Annotated in this window: 9 protein-coding genes; 5 read left to right on the top strand and 4 right to left on the bottom strand. The window is 61.5% G+C overall.

The genetic code is table 11. The features are described from left to right. Positions 1-17 precede the first annotated feature (17 nt). The 3 genes from AC07T0_RS27075 to AC07T0_RS27065 form a co-directional block, all read right to left on the bottom strand. Positions 18-4,871, bottom strand: a complete 4,854-nt coding sequence (locus AC07T0_RS27075) for a Tc toxin subunit A (protein ID WP_495004065.1) — start codon at positions 4,869-4,871, stop codon at positions 18-20. Between the two features lie 493 nt (positions 4,872-5,364). Beyond that, positions 5,365-6,129 (bottom strand): hypothetical protein, encoded by a 765-nt coding sequence (locus AC07T0_RS27070; RefSeq protein WP_495004064.1) that lies wholly within the window; start codon positions 6,127-6,129, stop codon positions 5,365-5,367. Between the two features lie 89 nt (positions 6,130-6,218). Next, a complete protein-coding gene (locus AC07T0_RS27065; protein ID WP_495004063.1) occupies positions 6,219-7,415 on the bottom strand; it encodes an MFS transporter in 1,197 nt (398 codons plus the stop codon). 102 nt (positions 7,416-7,517) lie between these two features. Here AC07T0_RS27065 and AC07T0_RS27060 point away from each other — a divergent pair, with 102 nt between their 5' ends. Further along, on the top strand, positions 7,518-8,060 hold the full coding sequence (locus tag AC07T0_RS27060) for a TetR/AcrR family transcriptional regulator (RefSeq protein WP_495004062.1): 543 nt from the start codon (positions 7,518-7,520) through the stop codon (positions 8,058-8,060). 280 nt (positions 8,061-8,340) lie between these two features. Then, positions 8,341-11,811: a hybrid sensor histidine kinase/response regulator gene (locus tag AC07T0_RS27055; RefSeq protein ID WP_495004061.1), complete on the top strand. Its 3,471-nt coding sequence runs from the start codon at positions 8,341-8,343 to the stop codon at positions 11,809-11,811. Between the two features lie 188 nt (positions 11,812-11,999). On the opposite strand, the gene AC07T0_RS27050 is transcribed toward AC07T0_RS27055, so the two are convergent. Continuing rightward, the gene (locus tag AC07T0_RS27050; protein WP_495004087.1) at positions 12,000-13,364 is read right to left on the bottom strand and encodes a DNA recombination protein RmuC; all 1,365 of its coding nucleotides are present in this window, start codon (positions 13,362-13,364) and stop codon (positions 12,000-12,002) included. 1,174 nt (positions 13,365-14,538) lie between these two features. On the opposite strand from AC07T0_RS27050, the gene AC07T0_RS27045 reads away from it, so the two are divergent. The 3 genes from AC07T0_RS27045 (at position 14,539) to AC07T0_RS27035 (ending at position 16,937) form a co-directional block, all read left to right on the top strand. Beyond that, positions 14,539-14,763, top strand: coding sequence for a hypothetical protein (locus AC07T0_RS27045; RefSeq protein WP_420648078.1), 225 nt, complete (start codon positions 14,539-14,541; stop codon positions 14,761-14,763). Positions 14,764-15,053: 290 nt separating this feature from the next. Next, the gene (locus AC07T0_RS27040) at positions 15,054-15,536 is read left to right on the top strand and encodes a hypothetical protein (protein ID WP_495004060.1); all 483 of its coding nucleotides are present in this window, start codon (positions 15,054-15,056) and stop codon (positions 15,534-15,536) included. Between the two features lie 144 nt (positions 15,537-15,680). Next, complete coding sequence (locus tag AC07T0_RS27035) at positions 15,681-16,937, top strand: OmpP1/FadL family transporter (protein WP_495004059.1); 1,257 nt, start codon at positions 15,681-15,683, stop codon at positions 16,935-16,937. Positions 16,938-16,974 lie beyond the last annotated feature (37 nt).

Here is a 16,974-nt window from a genome sequence, read left to right as displayed (position 1 = left end):
TGCCGTGACAGCGCGGCTCAACGTCGCGGTCGTCGGGACGCGGGCTCATCCACTTGGATTTTCGTTCGCAGGATCTGGCTGTACCGGGTGCCTTGCAGTGCCGCGCCAATCGAAAACACCGCTCTGGGATCCGGCAGTTGCCGGCAATCGATCTGCCAGCTCAAGCGTCCGCCCTCGGGAAGCCGACGCATCTGCAAGAAACTCGGATTGGCCACCAGCCCCTGACCGACCGGATTGACGCCGCTCCAGGTCAGGGCAATCTCGCGTTCCGCCGTATCACTGGCGTCGGACCGATCCTCAAGGGTCAATGTGTATTGCTTGCCGACGATGAACGTCAGCGAATCCTGTTCGTCTTCGCTCGCCGGCTGCCCGATCGGCGCCAGGAAGAACCGCCAATGCGGTTCTGTCAGGACATTCACCGTGAATGTCACCGCCTGCCCCGCGGGGACTTCCAGCGTGGCCGAGAGGGTATATTCTCCAGCCCGATCAATCGGCACGGCAAAAACCGCCATGCCTTCGGCATCGGTCCGCGTCTCTTTGCCGCTCCCGCCGCCGTCCATGGCCCATTGCACGGGGTATTCGCCAACCCCCTGAAACACCGTCGCGGAGTCTGCCCCCACCTCGGCTTCCACCCGTACCCGCACATGCACCACCTCACCGGCCTGCGCAATCACCGACACATTGGCCGGTGATGCCGCGGCAAGCCTCGGCACGGGCAGAATGATCATGACCTGTTCGAAAAACTCTGCCCTCTCATCCCCTGCCTGTGAAGGCAACAGGGTCGCTCGAACCGTCATCGCTCCTTCCTTCAGCACGGACGAAGGCAACTCAAGAACCGCGTACCCGTCGACATCAGAAGCAACCGGCTCGCCCGGTTCATAATTCGACTCATCAGCGAATTGCACGCTCCAGTCGATTTGCTCTCCCGGCTTGCCCGCTCCGCTCAGTGAGAGAACGCGGCAGGCGATTGTGACGTCCAGCCCCAGCACATTCGGCCCCTTGAAGCGCAGCCTGTAGCTGCTTTTATCGATAAAGGGCGCATCGATGAAGCGAAACGCCGCAAAACCTTCAAGCTCCAGACCTTCGCCAAGGGTTGCCCGGACCTTCGTGACCCCCTCCTCGTTGCTAAACAACTGGGCATGGGCGACGCCGTTTTCATCGGCAACCGTCGTATCCTTCTTGAACTGGCCGGGCCCCTCGATCACGCTCCAGCGCACACGCCGGTTACGCCCCCAGTTCCCATAACCGTCCCGCAAGATAACGGACAATTCGAACGACTCACGACGGCCGGCCAGTTTGGGTGCAATCTCCTCATCCGGTTTCGGCTGACGCAGGCTCAGCGTTGCCTCGTCGCAGTCGATGGTCACCGCGGGCATGGCAATGCGCTGATCGAGCCCGATGGTTGCAAACACCGTGGCAATGCCCATCTCGGCACTCGATGTCAGCGTGACTTCGACCACACCGTCCGCGTCCGTGTGCGAGATATCCGCATCCAAAGCCCCGGGGCCTGTCAGCGACCAACGTACGCGGATATTGACCAGCGGTTTGCCGCTCAAGTCCCGCACCAGCAGGCGATACACCGCCTGGGCCTTTTGCGGGGCCAAGCTCAGCGCGTTGGCCACCAGACGTGTCCGGTCGACCGAAGCCTCGCTCGTCGCGGCCTGGCCGACCTCGGGGGCATTGCCGGAGCCGCCCACTTGCAGCCGACCGGCGTAGAGGCTGCCGAGCGCGTATTGCACGGCGTTGCGATAGTCTTCCGTATTGGCGGACACCGGCAATCCGCCCAGTTCATGCAGCGCCAGAATGCTGAGCTGGCTCGTGCGGGCCATTTCCAGCATTCGGATAAAGCCATTGAACTGGCTCAGTTGCGTAATCACCCCCGTCGGTGCAATAAAACGTGCGGCCTCCAGCACCTCGCGCGCGCTGATGCCCAACATCTCCGCGACCTTGACCGCGGCCGCATCCTGCATCAGGCGGGCATAATCCTCGCTCTCGGCGATAAGCTCAGGATCAAAGGCCTGCGGATCGTTGACCAGGGACAAATAGTCCATCAATGCCGATGGCGAAGCTTGCATTCGCGACGCGACATCGCGATAGGTTTGCAGGTGGTACAGCGTGGTCAGTGCAATCGCGCCGGTTGCGTCCAGCCCTGGTGCAAATCCGAATGAGTCGGGGGCTTCGGGCCGACCTTCCAACTGCCGCTTGTTCGCCGCATGGCGGCTCAACATTTCGCCATCCAACTCGAACTGACGAACCACATCGGCCAGGCGATGCAAGCTCCCCAGCTTCTGGAGCATGACATCGACATTGCTCCAATCTTCAAAGTCGTCGTCCCCGAGGAGCGCTTCCCGAGGCCGGGCCACAGCACGCAAACGCTGTGCAACCGGATCGGAGCGGCTCAACAGCTGCAAGGCCATCGCGCGCAATGACTCGGCGGGGGTCACCACGCCTTCCGTCTCCCACACCCAGCGCAAAATGTCGTAGACGCTCTGATCGGCCCACTCTATGAGAGGCAGGACAAGATCGGACGCAATCGCCAAGTAGGTGGCTAAATGCTCTTCGACCAGCGCCCGCTGCGAAGCCCGCATCCGGAGAATGACCGCGGTCACGGACTCCACCACCGTATTTTTAAGCGTTTGCGCCTCACCCTGGTCGTCCCCGTGGATAGAATCCTCCTCCCCTTGGGCGATCCTCTCCACCACGTCGGCAACGATGTTGCGAACACTCACCGCGTAATCCGTGTCCGAGCCCGAGACACCGTCAAGCACAATGCCCTGGGCATCGATAACGTCCGTAAGCATTGTCACCCAATCAATCCCGACGGCCGTCGCCACGGCATTCAACGCGGGGGGAACACCGGCTTGCTCCAGGACTTCATTGGTGATGCGAAGACCTCCCAGCATCGTATGTAAACTGGCGACCAATTGCCGTTCACTGTCGCTGGCCACGGGCACTGTCGTGTTTGAGCGCATGGCCCGCACAAACCACGCCAGGTCGATGCCTTTGTCCCGGCACCAGCGCACGCAATCGACAACCGCCATCAACGCTGCGGAAAAATCCGTTGCTCCCAGCGTGGGCAGCGCATCGACCGAAGGGACGCCGGCAATCTGCTTCAAGACCGGCCCCGATTGGCCGAGCATCTGCACAAGCCCGATCAGGACCGTCGGCGGAACATCCAAATAGCGGGCGATGCTGACAATGCGATAGAAGGAGGACAAAATCTCCAGGTTACGTTTGAGCTCCGGCGGGTCATAGCTATTGGCGACAACACGCGCCATATAGGTGAACTCGGACGTATCCAGGCCAAGGCTCGTACAAATCGCCTGGACGGTTTCCCGCCCGTGTTCATCCGTGTTGTCTTCGATCCGTGCGCTGAATGGCGAATTGTCCAGAACCAGGGGCTCGCCCAAAAGCCCATGGTTGACAAAAATGCGGTCGTATTGGGCGACCGTCTCTCCAGCGCCAAAAATCGATACCTTGTCGAGCCAGGCGGCAAAATCCTCCGCGGTCACCGCATAACGCCGCCGCATTTCGCAGAAAACCCCAAGGGCTTTCAGCGTATTGCGCGTAATTTGTGGCGCTCCGTTTTTTTTCTCGGCGTGATGGGCGGCGACAATCAGTTGATCCATCTCTCGAAAAGAGCTCCCGAGCCATCGGCTGAGCCGGATCAGCCGGTGGATCCGGTCCGCGCGTTCATCCGTCAGATTGGCAAGCTGAACGGGTGGATCGACCGGGACGGCTTCCGTGTCCCTGACCTGTCGGAAGCTGTGCGGGTCATGCATAGCCAGCAGGTCAATGGCGGGGTGTTGCGCCCCATTGATGTAAACCGCGCCAAACTCATGGGGGCCGGGCTCCTGCTGGGAAACCGTCGTTTGCGACACATGTCTGGACAAAACCGGCGCGTCTTCCCTGACGGCAAACAACCCGGGAAGCGCGTCCCGCGTTATCCCGGTGCGCGTGCAGAATTCCGCGCTGTCCTCTAAAGCCGCCCTGGAATAGACCCGATAGGTCGTCCAATAAAAGTTCGCTATCTCCTCTTCGTTGCCTGGCCGGGCGCCGTTGAAAAGCGCTTCCAGAAGAAGTTCCCGGCGCGCCGGGCCGATCGGTAAACTCAGCAGGAAGGTATCGTCGCCGCGATCGGTCTGCATGCCTGGGAAGGCAAAATAATGAAAATCCGGATCGGTTGCCCGCGCCAGTTCGCCAAAAGCTGAAACAGACGAGTCAAAAAGCGACAAGATCACTTGAAGCTGCTCAACCCAATGCTCGTAGGGCATGCTCAGCGGATAACGCGCTTTCGCGAGGACCCTGTCCGCCTCGATGGCGTCGGAATCCGATAGCCCCTCGGCATCGAGAAGCGACGCCTCCAAAATCTTCGTCGACAGCGATAACACCGAGCACTCCTGTGTCATCGCCGCGGAGTCAATCAGTTCGGCGGCAATATCCGGCCGTCGAACCTGCAAACGAAAGCGGTTCCCCTCGTCGCCGGCGCCCTCCAGGGCGAGCGCCTTCTTGTAAAGGCTGACCAGGTAGGCCACGGGCGAGGTTCTGGCCTCAATGGCATTCGGACGGGCCATGTTCGACCAGTCTTCGTCAAACTCCATGTCATAACGCGGCCCATCCGTGAGCGAGGCAAAACCGCGGCGCACATCATAGGTCAGGCTATCCGCGCCTCTCAGCTCGCGCTCGCGATACTGCCGCGCCATCCATATCGCCGCGCTCACCGCGCGCTCGTGCAGCTCCTGCGCCTGCCCGATGCGCAAGCCCTGCGCAATCCATCGCTCAGGCTGCTCCCGCGCCAGCTCCAGAATCGAGCCCGCCTGCGCAACAATGGCATGGATGGTTTCGCTTCCAGAGGGATTCAACTGCGACATCAGGGTTGTCGCCAACAGGGCCCGGGGAGCTGAAGAAGGGGTACTGGAAGGCGAGCGAAGATCAGGTGGCATAAAAGTTCTCCGAAGAAAGACTTCCAGACCCACAGCCTGCGCGCGAAACTACCCAGTAAAACTACAAGCCCAACGCACAGCCAAGAGCTGAGCCTTGCCGGCGATCAATACCATCCGCCTGCCTACGATGGGCCTTGCTTGTGAACATGTATCCGGACTCGCGCTTGGAGTCCAACTGTTAGCCGTCATCTGTCCTGTTGGAAATCAGTGGCGACCATGGAATGAGGTAAGCACAGGTTTTTGCTTCCAGCAACTGCAAGACGTCGCCTGATTTCATCGTCACGGAGCCAGTCATTGCCCTCCCACGGCGACCGTAAAATACCCTGTTGCCCCCCCCCCTCGGAGCTGGCTTGCCGGCGATGAGGCCCGTCAGCCATGCACCGCCCATCCGGCCGCCATCGCCAGCAAGCCGGCACACAGGTTATGGACTGTTGAACAGGCGCAAACCGCCGGAAAAAGAATGCACATCCGCCTCTTGTTCCAAACGATAAAGATCCAGTTGAGCCTCCCGACGCAACCACGCGGCATCCAGCACCGGCTCCGCCCCCCGGGCTGGCCGCTTGATTCCATCGCCACGCACCAGTGCACTGCGCAAAATGGCAAAACGTGCCCGATTGATATGCCCGCCGGAGCCATAGGTGCCGGCCTTGCCCAACTTCGCGGCGACCCCGGTATCACCACCGAACCAACCGACACCGATACCCAGGCGCGCCATGATAAAGGCATGATCGCGAAGAATCGCCGCACAGCCCTGGATCAGCTCGACAAACGCCTGGGTCGCGATATCCATGGCCTCCAGGCCGTGCAACTGGGCAATGCGCTTACCGACCCATACCCCTTTGGTCCTGAGCAGCAACGCATCGACGCAGTCATGGGCCAGCTCGACTCGGCGCCGCGGTTCGGGCTCGTGCAACAGTGCCTGCCTGAGGGTCTGCAAGGCAAAGGCCATGGGCACCGCGCCCTGGGGCCGCATCCGTCGCGAGGGCAGCACATGGCGGAGCAAATGATGCAGACCGAACAGACTCTCCGGCTGCAGGAACAAACGGGCCTGGGCGGACAGCGGTTGCCAGGCCACCTCCTGCAACAGGCCGAGCATCTGCGTCAGGTCCGCGGACTGGAGGCGCAAGGCCAACTGAGTGGACGCCGGCAATGGCGCCCGAAGGCCGGAACGTGTGGGAGTCGTCATGGGGCGCCGTGGTCATTCCGCTAAAAGACCCCAGTCTGACCAGCGCCCCGCCATCGATCTTGCAATAACCGATCAGCCGGCTGACCGGCTCAGGCCACCAGGTCCCGCGCCGGACGGCGCCCTACCAACATCAGCAAGGCGCCCAGGGAAAGCCCGATCAACATCACGCCGTAGCCGTCGGTCGTGGTGATCAGGCCGAGACGCTGGCACAGGTTGCCCGCCAGCAACGCCGGCAGGCAGAACGCCAGGTAGCTCAGCGCATAAAAGGCCGACATCAGCCCCGCCCGCTCGTGGGGCAAGGCCAGCGGTACCACACTGCGCAACGCGCCGAGGAAACCCGAACCGAAGCCGCTGCCCGCCACCAACGTGGCGAATAAAAACAGCACCAGGCTGGCGCTGTGCACCGCCAGCAGAATCAGGCTGACGCCGATGGCCAGCAGCGCGGCCCCCAGGCGCAGGACCTTTTGCGCCGGACGATTGCGCAGGGTGAAGATCGCCAACGCACCGCTGAGGGTCAGCACCGCCACCAGCACGCCACCGATCAGGTTCGAGGTCGAACCGGTCGCGGCACGTACCAGCGAAGGCGCGAGGGACAGGTAGAACCCACCCATGGCCCAGACCGCGACATCCACCGGCAAGGCGATCCACAGGGCCTTACGCGCTTGCGGCGGTACGTGCAGGGTTGGGCGCAACGACGCCAGGGCGCCCGGCTGCGCACTGACCGTTTCCGCCAAGCGCCAGACAAACAGTGCCTGCATCACCAGCAGGCCGAACAGAACCCAGTACACCAACTGCATGGGCTGTGGCGCGAACTCCACCAACAAACCGGAACCAAGGCCACCACAGGCCATCCCCAGCAATGGCGCAATACTGTTGATCAGCGGGCCCTTGCGGTTGTCGTTGTCCAGCAGGGACGCACCCAGTACGCTGGTGGCCATGCCGGTGGCAAAGCCTTGCAGCGCCCGCGCGGCGATCAGCCACGCGGCACTGTCGGCGGCGATGAACAACCACATCGCGCCGATATCCAGCACCAGCGCGGCAAAGATCACCGGCCGGCGGCCCAGATGGTCGGACAACGAACCGACCGTCAGCAGCGCCGCCAGCAGACTCAGGGCATACACCGCGAAGATCAGCGTCAGGGTCGCCGCGGAAAATTGCAGGGTTTCCTGATACAGGGGGTACAAGGGCGTCGGTGCGCTGGAGGCGGCCAGGAAGGTCAGCAAGGTGAGTGATAGGAACACTAGGCTGGCGCGTTTGGAAACGGGCGTTTCGAGGCTATTGGACATGGACACACTCCACAGGAGAAAGCGCAAAAGCTAAAATATTGCTTTTGCGGAGTGTGCTACGGCCTTTTTCTTAAAGCAAATTCTTTGTGTTAAGGTTTTGGCATGGCAATCAAAGAAAGTGTACGTCCGGGTGGTCGCAGCGCTCGGGTACAGGAATCGATTCATCAGGCAGTCCGTATGCTTCTCGAAGAGCAGGACCGCGCGAGCCTGACCGTTCCGCAGATCGCGGCGCGGGCCGGGGTTACGCCTTCGACCATCTATCGGCGCTGGGGCGACCTGGCGGCGTTATTGGCGGATGTCGCCCTGGCGCGCATGCGCCCGGAAGTCGAGCCGGCCAATACCGGCAGCCTGCGCGGTGACCTGCGGGCCTGGGCTGAGCAGTATCTGGATGAAATCAGTTCGGAACCGGGCCGGCAGATGATGCGTGATGTGCAATGCCGGCCCACCACTGGCTATTGCACGACCATTCTCGGCGGGCAGTTGCAGAGCATTGTCGATCGTTACCCGCAGGCTGCGCTGCCCAGCGTCGAGCGCCTGCTCGACCTGATCGTCGCGCCGACGGTGTTCCGGGTATTGTTCGCGGACAAGCCGTTGAGTGTCGAACACTTGCACCGGCAGATAGAGATCGCCCTCACCTCTGCGTAGACAACACCGTCTTGCCCCTTGACTCGCCAGCACGGTCAACGCGGTCATTGTGGGAGCCGGCTTGCCGGCGATGAGGCCAGTGAGCCTTGCAGCGCCCATCCGGACGCCATCGCCGGCAAGCCGGCTCCTACAAATCGGTGTTCCAACGCAACAATATCGTCGCGCCCGAAACCCTGGGCAAGGCTGCGACCTTGGTCGACACTGACGCCGCCCGGCCATCGTGCGAGACTGTAGCGCCAGGGCCGGACTGCCCTGGGGATGTCTTTTGCCGGGAGTTTCCATGTCGCTGTCCAGCGGGCTGATCGCCGCCGTCGCCCTGGCCTATATGGCCATCATGTTCGCCATCGCCTTTTATGGCGACCGCCGTAGCGCGCCCCTGCCGCCACGTATGCGGGCCTGGGTGTACAGCCTGTCGCTGGCCGTCTATTGCAGCAGTTGGACTTTCTTCGGCGCGGTCGGCCAGGCCGCCGACCAGCTCTGGGCCTTTCTGCCGATCTACCTGGGCCCCGTGCTGTTGCTGGTGCTCGCGCCCTGGGTCCTGCAAAAGATGGTGCTGATCAGCAAACAGGAAAACATTACCTCCATCGCCGACTTCATCGCCGCCCGCTATGGCAAATCGCAATCCCTGGCAGTGGTGGTGGCACTGATCTGCCTGGTCGGCGTGCTGCCGTATATCGCCCTGCAACTGAAAGCCATCGTCCTCGGCGTCAACCTGTTGATCGGTGCCGGCGCCGACGCCATGGGCGTGCGCGCCCAGGACACGGCGCTGGTGGTGTCGCTGATCCTGGCGCTGTTCACCATCGTCTTCGGTACCCGCAACCTCGACGCCACCGAACACCACCGCGGCATGGTGCTAGCGATTGCCTTCGAATCCCTGGTCAAACTGTTTGCCTTTCTCGCCGTCGGGGCCTTCGTGACCTATGGCCTCTACGACGGTTTCGATGACTTGTTCGACCAGGCCCGCACCTCGGCGCTGCTCGCCGAATACTGGGAGGAAACGGTCAACTGGCCGTCCATGGTGGTACAGACCGGCGTGGCGATGATGGCGATCATCTGCCTGCCCCGGCAGTTCCATGTCACCGTAGTGGAGAACATCGAACCCCAGGACCTGCGCCTGGCCAAGTGGGTGTTCCCCGCGTACCTGATCCTCGCGGCATTGTTCGTGGTACCGATTGCCCTGGCCGGACGCATGATGCTGCCCATCGATGTCTTGCGCGATTCCTACGTTATCAGCCTGCCCCTGGCCCAGGCCCATCCGGCGCTGGCCTTGCTGGCCTTTATCGGTGGCGCTTCGGCGGCCACCGGCATGGTGATTGTCGCCAGTGTCGCGCTGTCGACCATGGTCTCCAACGACATGCTGCTGCCCTGGCTGCTGCGACGACAGAACTCCGAGCGGCCATTCGAAGTATTCCGCCACTGGATGCTCTCGGTGCGCCGGGTCAGCATTGTCGCCATTCTTCTGCTGGCCTACGTCAGCTACCGCCTGCTCGGCTCGACCGCGAGCCTGGCAACCATCGGCCAGATCGCCTTCGCCGCCGTGACCCAACTGGCGCCGGCCATGCTCGGCGCACTGTACTGGAAACAGGCCAACCGCCGCGGCGTGTTTGCCGGTATCGCCGGCGGTACCTTCATCTGGTTCTACACCCTGGTCCTGCCGATCGCCGCCCACAGCCTGGGCTGGTCGCTGACCCGTTTCCCCGGGTTGGCCTGGCTCCACGGCAATCCGCTGAACCTGCCGATCAGCCCCCTGACCCAAGGCGTGGTGCTGTCGCTGGCGGGCAACTTCACCCTGTTCGCCTGGGTCTCGGTGCTGTCGCGTACGCGGGTCTCCGAGCACTGGCAGGCCGGACGCTTTATCGGCCAGGAAATCAACGCCCGGCCCAGCGCTCGCTCGATGCTGGCGGTGCAGATCGACGACCTGCTGACCCTCGCCGCGCGCTTTGTCGGCGACGAACGCGCGCGCCAGAGCTTTATGCGTTTTGCTTATCGCCAAGGCAAGGGCTTCAACCCGAACCAGAACGCCGACAGCGACTGGATCGCCCACACCGAGCGCCTGCTGGCCGGGGTCCTCGGGGCCTCTTCGACCCGCGCGGTGGTAAAAGCCGCGATCGAAGGGCGGGAAATGCAACTCGACGATGTCGTCCGGATCGCCGACGAAGCCTCCGAAGTGCTGCAATTCAACCGGGCCTTGCTGCAAGGCGCCATCGAAAACATCACTCAGGGCATCAGCGTGGTCGACCAGTCGCTGAAACTGGTGGCCTGGAACCGGCGTTACCTGGAACTGTTCAACTATCCGGACGGCCTGATCAGCATCGGCCGACCGATTGCCGATATCATCCGCTACAACGCCGAACGCGGCCTGCTCGGCCCCGGCGAGGCCGAAGTGCATGTCGCGCGGCGCCTGCACTGGATGCGCCAGGGCCGCGCGCATACCTCGGAGCGGCTGTTCCCCAACGGCCGAGTGATCGAGCTGATCGGCAACCCGATGCCCGGCGGCGGCTTTGTCATGAGTTTCACCGACATCACCGCGTTCCGCGAGGCCGAGCAGGCCCTCACCGAAGCCAACGAGGGCCTGGAACAGCGCGTTGCCGAACGGACCCACGAACTGTCGCAACTGAACGTCGCCCTGACCGAGGCCAAGGGCACCGCGGAGTTGGCCAACCAGTCCAAGACCCGCTTCCTCGCGGCGGTCAGCCATGACCTGATGCAGCCGCTGAACGCCGCTCGCCTGTTCTCCGCCGCCCTTTCCCACCAGGACGACAGCCTGTCCCCGGAGGCCCAGCAACTGGTCCAGCACCTGGACAGCTCGCTGCGCTCGGCCGAAGACCTGATCAGCGACCTGCTGGATATCTCACGCCTGGAAAACGGCAAGATCACGCCCAATCCCAAGCCCTTTGCCCTCAATGAGCTGTTCGACACCCTTGGTGCGGAATTCAAGGCCCTGGCCCAGGAGCAAGGCATGAACTTCCGGGTCCGTGGCAGCCACTTGCCGGTGAACAGCGATATCAAGCTGTTACGGCGGATCCTGCAGAACTTCCTGACCAATGCCTTCCGCTACGCCAAGGGCCCGGTGCTGCTTGGGGTCCGGCGCCGGGGCGGCGAGCTGTCGCTGGAGGTCTGGGACCGCGGGCCGGGCATTCCCGAGGACAAGCTCCAGGTGATTTTCGAGGAGTTCAAACGCCTCGACAGCCACCAGACCCGCGCCGAAAAAGGCCTGGGGCTGGGCCTGGCGATTGCCGACGGGCTCTGCCGGGTACTCGGGCATCGCCTGCAAGTGCGCTCCTGGCCGGGGCGCGGCAGCGTGTTCAGCGTCAGTGTGCCGATTGCCAGTCATCCGGCGAGTACGGCCGGCCACAACACGCCCCTCAACGGTCAGGCGCTGAGCGGTGCGCAGGTGTTATGCGTGGATAACGAGGACAGCATCCTGATCGGTATGCACAGCCTGCTGACCCGTTGGGGCTGCCGGGTCTCGACCGCACGCAATCGCGAGGAATGCGCGGCCTTGCTCGATGGCGGCCTGCGTCCGCAACTGGCGCTGGTGGACTATCACCTGGACGACGGCGAGACCGGTACCGGCTTGATGACCTGGATGCGCACGCGCCTGGCGGAGCCGCTGCCCGGCGTGGTGATCAGCGCCGACCTGCGCCCGGAAACCGTCGCGCAGGTGCATGGAGCGGGTTTGGAGTACCTGGCCAAGCCGGTGAAGCCGGCGGCGTTGCGGGCGTTGTTGAGTCGGCATTTGCCCCTCTGAAAACTTCACCGGCCCTATCGCCGGCAAGCCGGTATCTACAGGTCGATGTCTCAGCGCAAATCATCGCCGCTGCCCCGATCCTTGTAGGAGCTGGCTTGCCAGCGATAGCGTCCGCAAAGTCGATGCAGGGCTTGCGGGCCTCATCGCTGGCAAGCCAGCTCCACAAAGACCGCGTCCAGCCAGGCCGGTTACTCCGGCAACTGCATCACTCCGTCCTCATCGGTCATCGCCCGCTCCAGCAACTCCGCCGGCAGGCTCTTGCTCGCCCGCGCGCCCAACAGCTTGAGCTGTTCGCTGCGGCTGACCAGGTTGCCACGCCCGTCCGTCAGCTTGTTCCTGGCGGCGGCGTAGGCCTTGTCCAGTTGCTGGAGACGATTGCCGACCTCGTCCAGGTCCTGGATGAACAGCACGAACTTGTCGTACAGCCAACCCGCGCGCTCGGCGATTTCCCGGGCGTTCTGGCTCTGGCGTTCCTGCTTCCAGAGGCTGTCGATCACCCGCAAGGTGGCAAGCAAGGTGGTCGGGCTGACAATCACGATATTGCGGTCGAACGCCTCCTGGAACAGGTTCGGCTCGGCTTGCAAGGCCGCCGAGAACGCGGCTTCGATGGGCACGAAGAGCAAGACGAAATCCAGGCTGTGCAAGCCTTCCAGGCGTTTGTAGTCCTTGCCGGCCAGGCCCTTCACATGGTTGCGCAGCGACAGCACATGCTGTTTGAGCGCCGCCTGGCCGATCACCTCGTCATCGGCGACAACGTATTGCTGATAGGCGGTCAGGCTGACCTTCGAGTCCACCACCACCTGCTTGTCACCCGGCAACAGGATCAACACGTCCGGCTGGAAACGCTCGCCATCCGGTCCTTTCAGGCTGACCTGGGTCTGGTACTCGCGGCCCTTTTCCAGCCCGGCATGCTCAAGCACCCGCTCAAGAATCAACTCGCCCCAGTTGCCCTGGGTCTTCTGCCCCTTGAGCGCCCGGGTCAGGTTGGTCGCTTCATCGCTCAGGCGCAGGTTCAGCTGTTGCAGACGCTCCAGCTCCTTGCCCAGGGAAAAGCGTTCGCGGGCTTCCTGTTGATAACTTTCTTCCACGCGCTTTTCAAAGGACTGGATGCGCTCCTTCAACGGATCGAGCAATTGTCCGAGGCGTTGCTGGCTGTTTTCGGCAAACCGCGCCTCACGCTCATCGAAGATCTTTCCGGCCAGTTCGGCAAACTGCGCACGCAGCTCATCCCGCGAGCCCTGCAGGTCGTCCAGGCGCTGCTGATGGCTGTCCTGCTGCTCCCGCAGCTCAGCACTCAACGACGCCGCCTGGGCATCCAGGCGCCGCAGCTCGGCCTCTTTCTGGGCGCGCTCGAGGTTCCAGGCATGGGCGGCGTCGCGGGCGTTGTCACGCTCGATCTGCAGTAACTCGACTTCCCGGCGCAACGCCGCCAGTTCTGCCTGCTTGACCGTATTGGCCTGGCTCAGGTCGCTGACCTCGTCACGGCAGGCATCCAACTGGGCACTGAGACCGTCCGCCGCCAACCGGGCACTGCTCAAACGCTCGTCCAACAGCAGCAACTCGGCCTGGGCAACACTCGCCCGGCGCTGCAACTGCCAGGCCAGCGCCAGCAACGGCAACGCCGCGCCCGCCAAACCGAGCAAGAGACTGGTCAGATCCAACGCCATAAGAACTCCCAAAGGGCCAACGAACGGTAAAGAATCAAGGGTAACGAACGTGATCGCCCCTGGACAGTTCGGCCCAGATGGAAATCGTATCGGCCCTGAACGAGGGCAGGGAAGCCAAGCGAAATTTCATGTAGCAGTACATGCCATATCGCAGGGCGCGCCACTCTACGCTGTTTTTCGTACGGGTAAAGTCGAAAAAACCCGGCATGCCCGGGCTAGAGCAAGCGCTTGGGACAATCCACAGAAGCTGTGGATAACTCAGTGGACAACCCTCCTCCAACCCTCGCAAAGCCGCATGGAATGGGGCTCGCAGTCAAACTGTCGATTTTTTCACCAATAAAAAAAGACGATATTTTTCATTGACTTGTATTGGCGATACAGGCATTCGAGGGACAGATTGCGCAGATGACAGTCAGGTGACAAGCCGTGGCCCAATTGTGCACAAGTAGTGCGATAACCGTTATATCGACGCACCTTTTTTGCACAGGCATGGCCATTCGCTCGCCAACGCCGCCTCTGGCACCGGCACATCGCCCTCTTTCGTGCCGCCTCCCGCCAGCGGGATCCTGCCTCGACGCCAAGGCAGCCCCCTGGACAATATTTTTCGCTAACACACTTCCCTTATTCATTTCAATGCGATAGTATCCGCACCGTTAGTACCAAGCTGAAAGTCAATTCTGGTCGAACATACCCTCATAAGCACTATCCAAAATGGATCAGTCGCTCGAAACAGGGATCGACCCCTCGATGGTTTCCAGGTAAATCTTCTCCAGTACAGCCTTATGAAAGGCGGCTGCCGAAAATGATTACTCTGACCGAACCAACCTGCAAGATTGATCAGGATCTTCACCCCGGGCCCAGAACCTTTGCCCTTGTTGTGACTGCCTGCCCTCCTAAGTACCTACCTGCCAGCCCAAGCGCCACTTAACTTCATGCGCTTCAACTGGCGGCTTTGTTCCAGTCAGGTTCTTCGTCCGATCCATAATGGTTCGACGCTACTGGAACGTTTTAACGTTGCACGGATCAGATTCCGTGTCATTTGCAGGAACACCTAATAATTATGTCGACTCAAATCCATACCCAGGATGCCATTCGCACCCTGACCAACGCCTTCGCACCGATGAACTGCCTGATCATGGCCGCTCGCAAAGGCTGCTTCAGCTTCACACTGGTCAACGAACACGGTATCGCTCGTCACAGCGAACGCTTGTATCCCGACCAGTACTCCAGCGCCGAACCGCTGCAAGCGATCATCGACCGCACGCGCCAAGCCCTGGTTGCCTGAAGTTCGAAACAAGCTGTAACCCAAAAGCCCGGCCTTTGTTGCCGGGCTTTTTATTGCCTGAAGTTTCGCGATTTTGGCTGTATGACTAAGCACGAATAAATATATAAGCCATGTGCTCATGGCTTAAATATTTTAAAAACAGACCTTTACAGCAAAGATATGACACTACACTTCAACTCAAGCGGCCCGGGCCGCTTCCGGCGGGCCTGAACGCCTCCACCGCTACCAGAGGCCAGGCCACGCCGACCAATAAAAAACGCCGATCACACGGCAGGAACATCGAGGGTGTCATGGGTATTGCCGCCAGGGAATTGCGCCTTTATGTGATTCGTCCGACCCTGCTGTACCTGGGCCGGCACAGCCCGAGCGCCGAGGCGCTGCTGCTGGGCATCGCCGCCAGCCAGTCCGACCTTGGCTCAGCCCTGCACGACCGGCGTGGCCATGGCCTGTATTGCATCGACGAGAACCGCCATGCCGCGTTATGGGACCGCTATCTGGCCCCGGACCCGGAATTGGCCAGCCTGGTTCGCGGTCTCGCCAGCCAGCACGCCTTTTTAAGCAGCCCAAATCTGGAGCTCGCGGTAAATCTTCGTTATGCCACCGCCATCGCCTGGCTGCTGGTGGAAGAACACCACCCTCACCTGCCCGCCATCGACGATCTGCTCGGTATGGCGCGGATCTGGCGACAGACTTTCCAGCCACAAGGACGCTTAAGGGACTTCACCCGCGCCTGGCGAAGTTGTGACTCGTCGGTCACTCCGATCGCCTGTTAGAGCCCATACCGAGTTTCTGGAAAAACCCACCTACTTTGGTCGGATTGTCCTACAAAACCGCTCTATCTTCAGCAATACAGCCTATGGCGTCGAAGCGAAAATGTTGGTAGTTTTCGCTTCGGTGATCACCACGGAGTTCTAATAATGAAAAAAGTAATGCTCAAGACCACACTCAGCCTCGCCGTTGCTCTGGCATCCACCCAGTTGTTCGCGAGTGGCTTTGCCCTCAACGAACAGAGCATCAGCGGGATGGGGACCGGTTATGCGGGTCGATCTTCTTCTGCCGAAGATGCAAGCACCGTTTACGGCAACCCTGCCGGTATGTCCCTGCTCGGTCGCGATCAAGTGACTGCAGGTGTTGCAACCATCGATGCCAAGACCGATATCAAGAACGCCAGCGGCGGTCGCCGAGGCGGCACCAACGACGGCGATATGGTCCCTTTCACTTCCGTACCCAATGGCTTCTTCGTCAAACAGCTGGGTAACGGCTGGGCAGTGGGTCTGGGTGCTTACGCGCCTTTCGGCCTGATAACCGATTATGAAAGTGGCTTTGCTGGCAGTAACTACGGCCAGAAGAGCGAAGTCAAAGTTGTCACCCTGCAACCGACTGTCAGCTATGCCATCAACGATATGGTGTCTATCGGCGGCGGCCCGACCTTTAACCGTATGAGCGGCGAACTGAGCTCCACGACGGCGACTGGCGGTTTTGTGGACGTCAAAGGCGACGACACGGCGGTGGGTTACAACATCGGTGTGATTGTCCAACCAACCAACACCACCCGCCTGGGCCTGACCTACCATTCCAAGGTCAGCTACTCGCTGGATGGTCACACCGCCCTCAGCGGCGCGGGCTTCGGTCCCTTCAACGGTACCCGCTACAAGGGTTCCCTGGATATCACCACGCCAGAAAACGTCGACTTCTCGATCACCCAGAAACTGGATGATCAGTGGACGGTCTATGGCGGTGCCACCTGGACCCGCTGGAGCCGCCTGCAAAACATCACCATCAACAACCAGGGCGTTTCGCCGCTCCTCGGTGGCTCTGCCGGCCCGATCGGCACCATCACCGAACAACAGAACTGGCATGACACCTGGGCCTCGGCCATCGGTGTTTCCTACCGGGTCAACAAGGAATGGGTCCTGCGCAGCGGCTTGTCGGTTGACCAGGCGCCAACCAACAACACCGATCGTTCCGTGCGTATCCCGACCGGTGATCGCCGCGCCATCAGCTTCGGTGCTGGCTGGAGCCCAACCGATGACCTGACCATCGACCTCGCCGTCTCCTACCTCAAGGAAGAAGACGTCAACGTCAACCTCAACATCCCGGGTAAAGGCGCCTACAGCTCCACGTACGAAAACAGCGCATGGGGCTACGGCCTGGGCGCCACGTACAAGTTCTGATTCACAACGAGCCTGAACCACTCAGTTGTTGGATAGA

Source organism: Pseudomonas sp. GW821-FHT04D07, from assembly GCF_059420225.1.
Note: the sequence above shows the minus strand (reverse complement) of the source record. Positions and strands in the feature narration are given on the sequence as shown.

What these genes read in the sequence shown, in the direction of transcription:
- AC07T0_RS27055 (WP_495004061.1), top strand. Translation starts at nt 8,341, where the DNA reads ATGTCGCTGTCCAGCGGGCTGATCGCCGCCGTCGCCCTGGCCTATATG.
- AC07T0_RS27075 (WP_495004065.1), bottom strand. Translation starts at nt 4,871, where the DNA reads ATGTCGCAGTTGAATCCCTCTGGAAGCGAAACCATCCATGCCATTGTT.
- AC07T0_RS27040 (WP_495004060.1), top strand. Translation starts at nt 15,054, where the DNA reads ATGGGTATTGCCGCCAGGGAATTGCGCCTTTATGTGATTCGTCCGACC.
- AC07T0_RS27060 (WP_495004062.1), top strand. Translation starts at nt 7,518, where the DNA reads ATGGCAATCAAAGAAAGTGTACGTCCGGGTGGTCGCAGCGCTCGGGTA.
- AC07T0_RS27070 (WP_495004064.1), bottom strand. Translation starts at nt 6,129, where the DNA reads ATGACGACTCCCACACGTTCCGGCCTTCGGGCGCCATTGCCGGCGTCC.
- AC07T0_RS27065 (WP_495004063.1), bottom strand. Translation starts at nt 7,415, where the DNA reads ATGTCCAATAGCCTCGAAACGCCCGTTTCCAAACGCGCCAGCCTAGTG.
- AC07T0_RS27045 (WP_420648078.1), top strand. Translation starts at nt 14,539, where the DNA reads ATGTCGACTCAAATCCATACCCAGGATGCCATTCGCACCCTGACCAAC.
- AC07T0_RS27035 (WP_495004059.1), top strand. Translation starts at nt 15,681, where the DNA reads ATGAAAAAAGTAATGCTCAAGACCACACTCAGCCTCGCCGTTGCTCTG.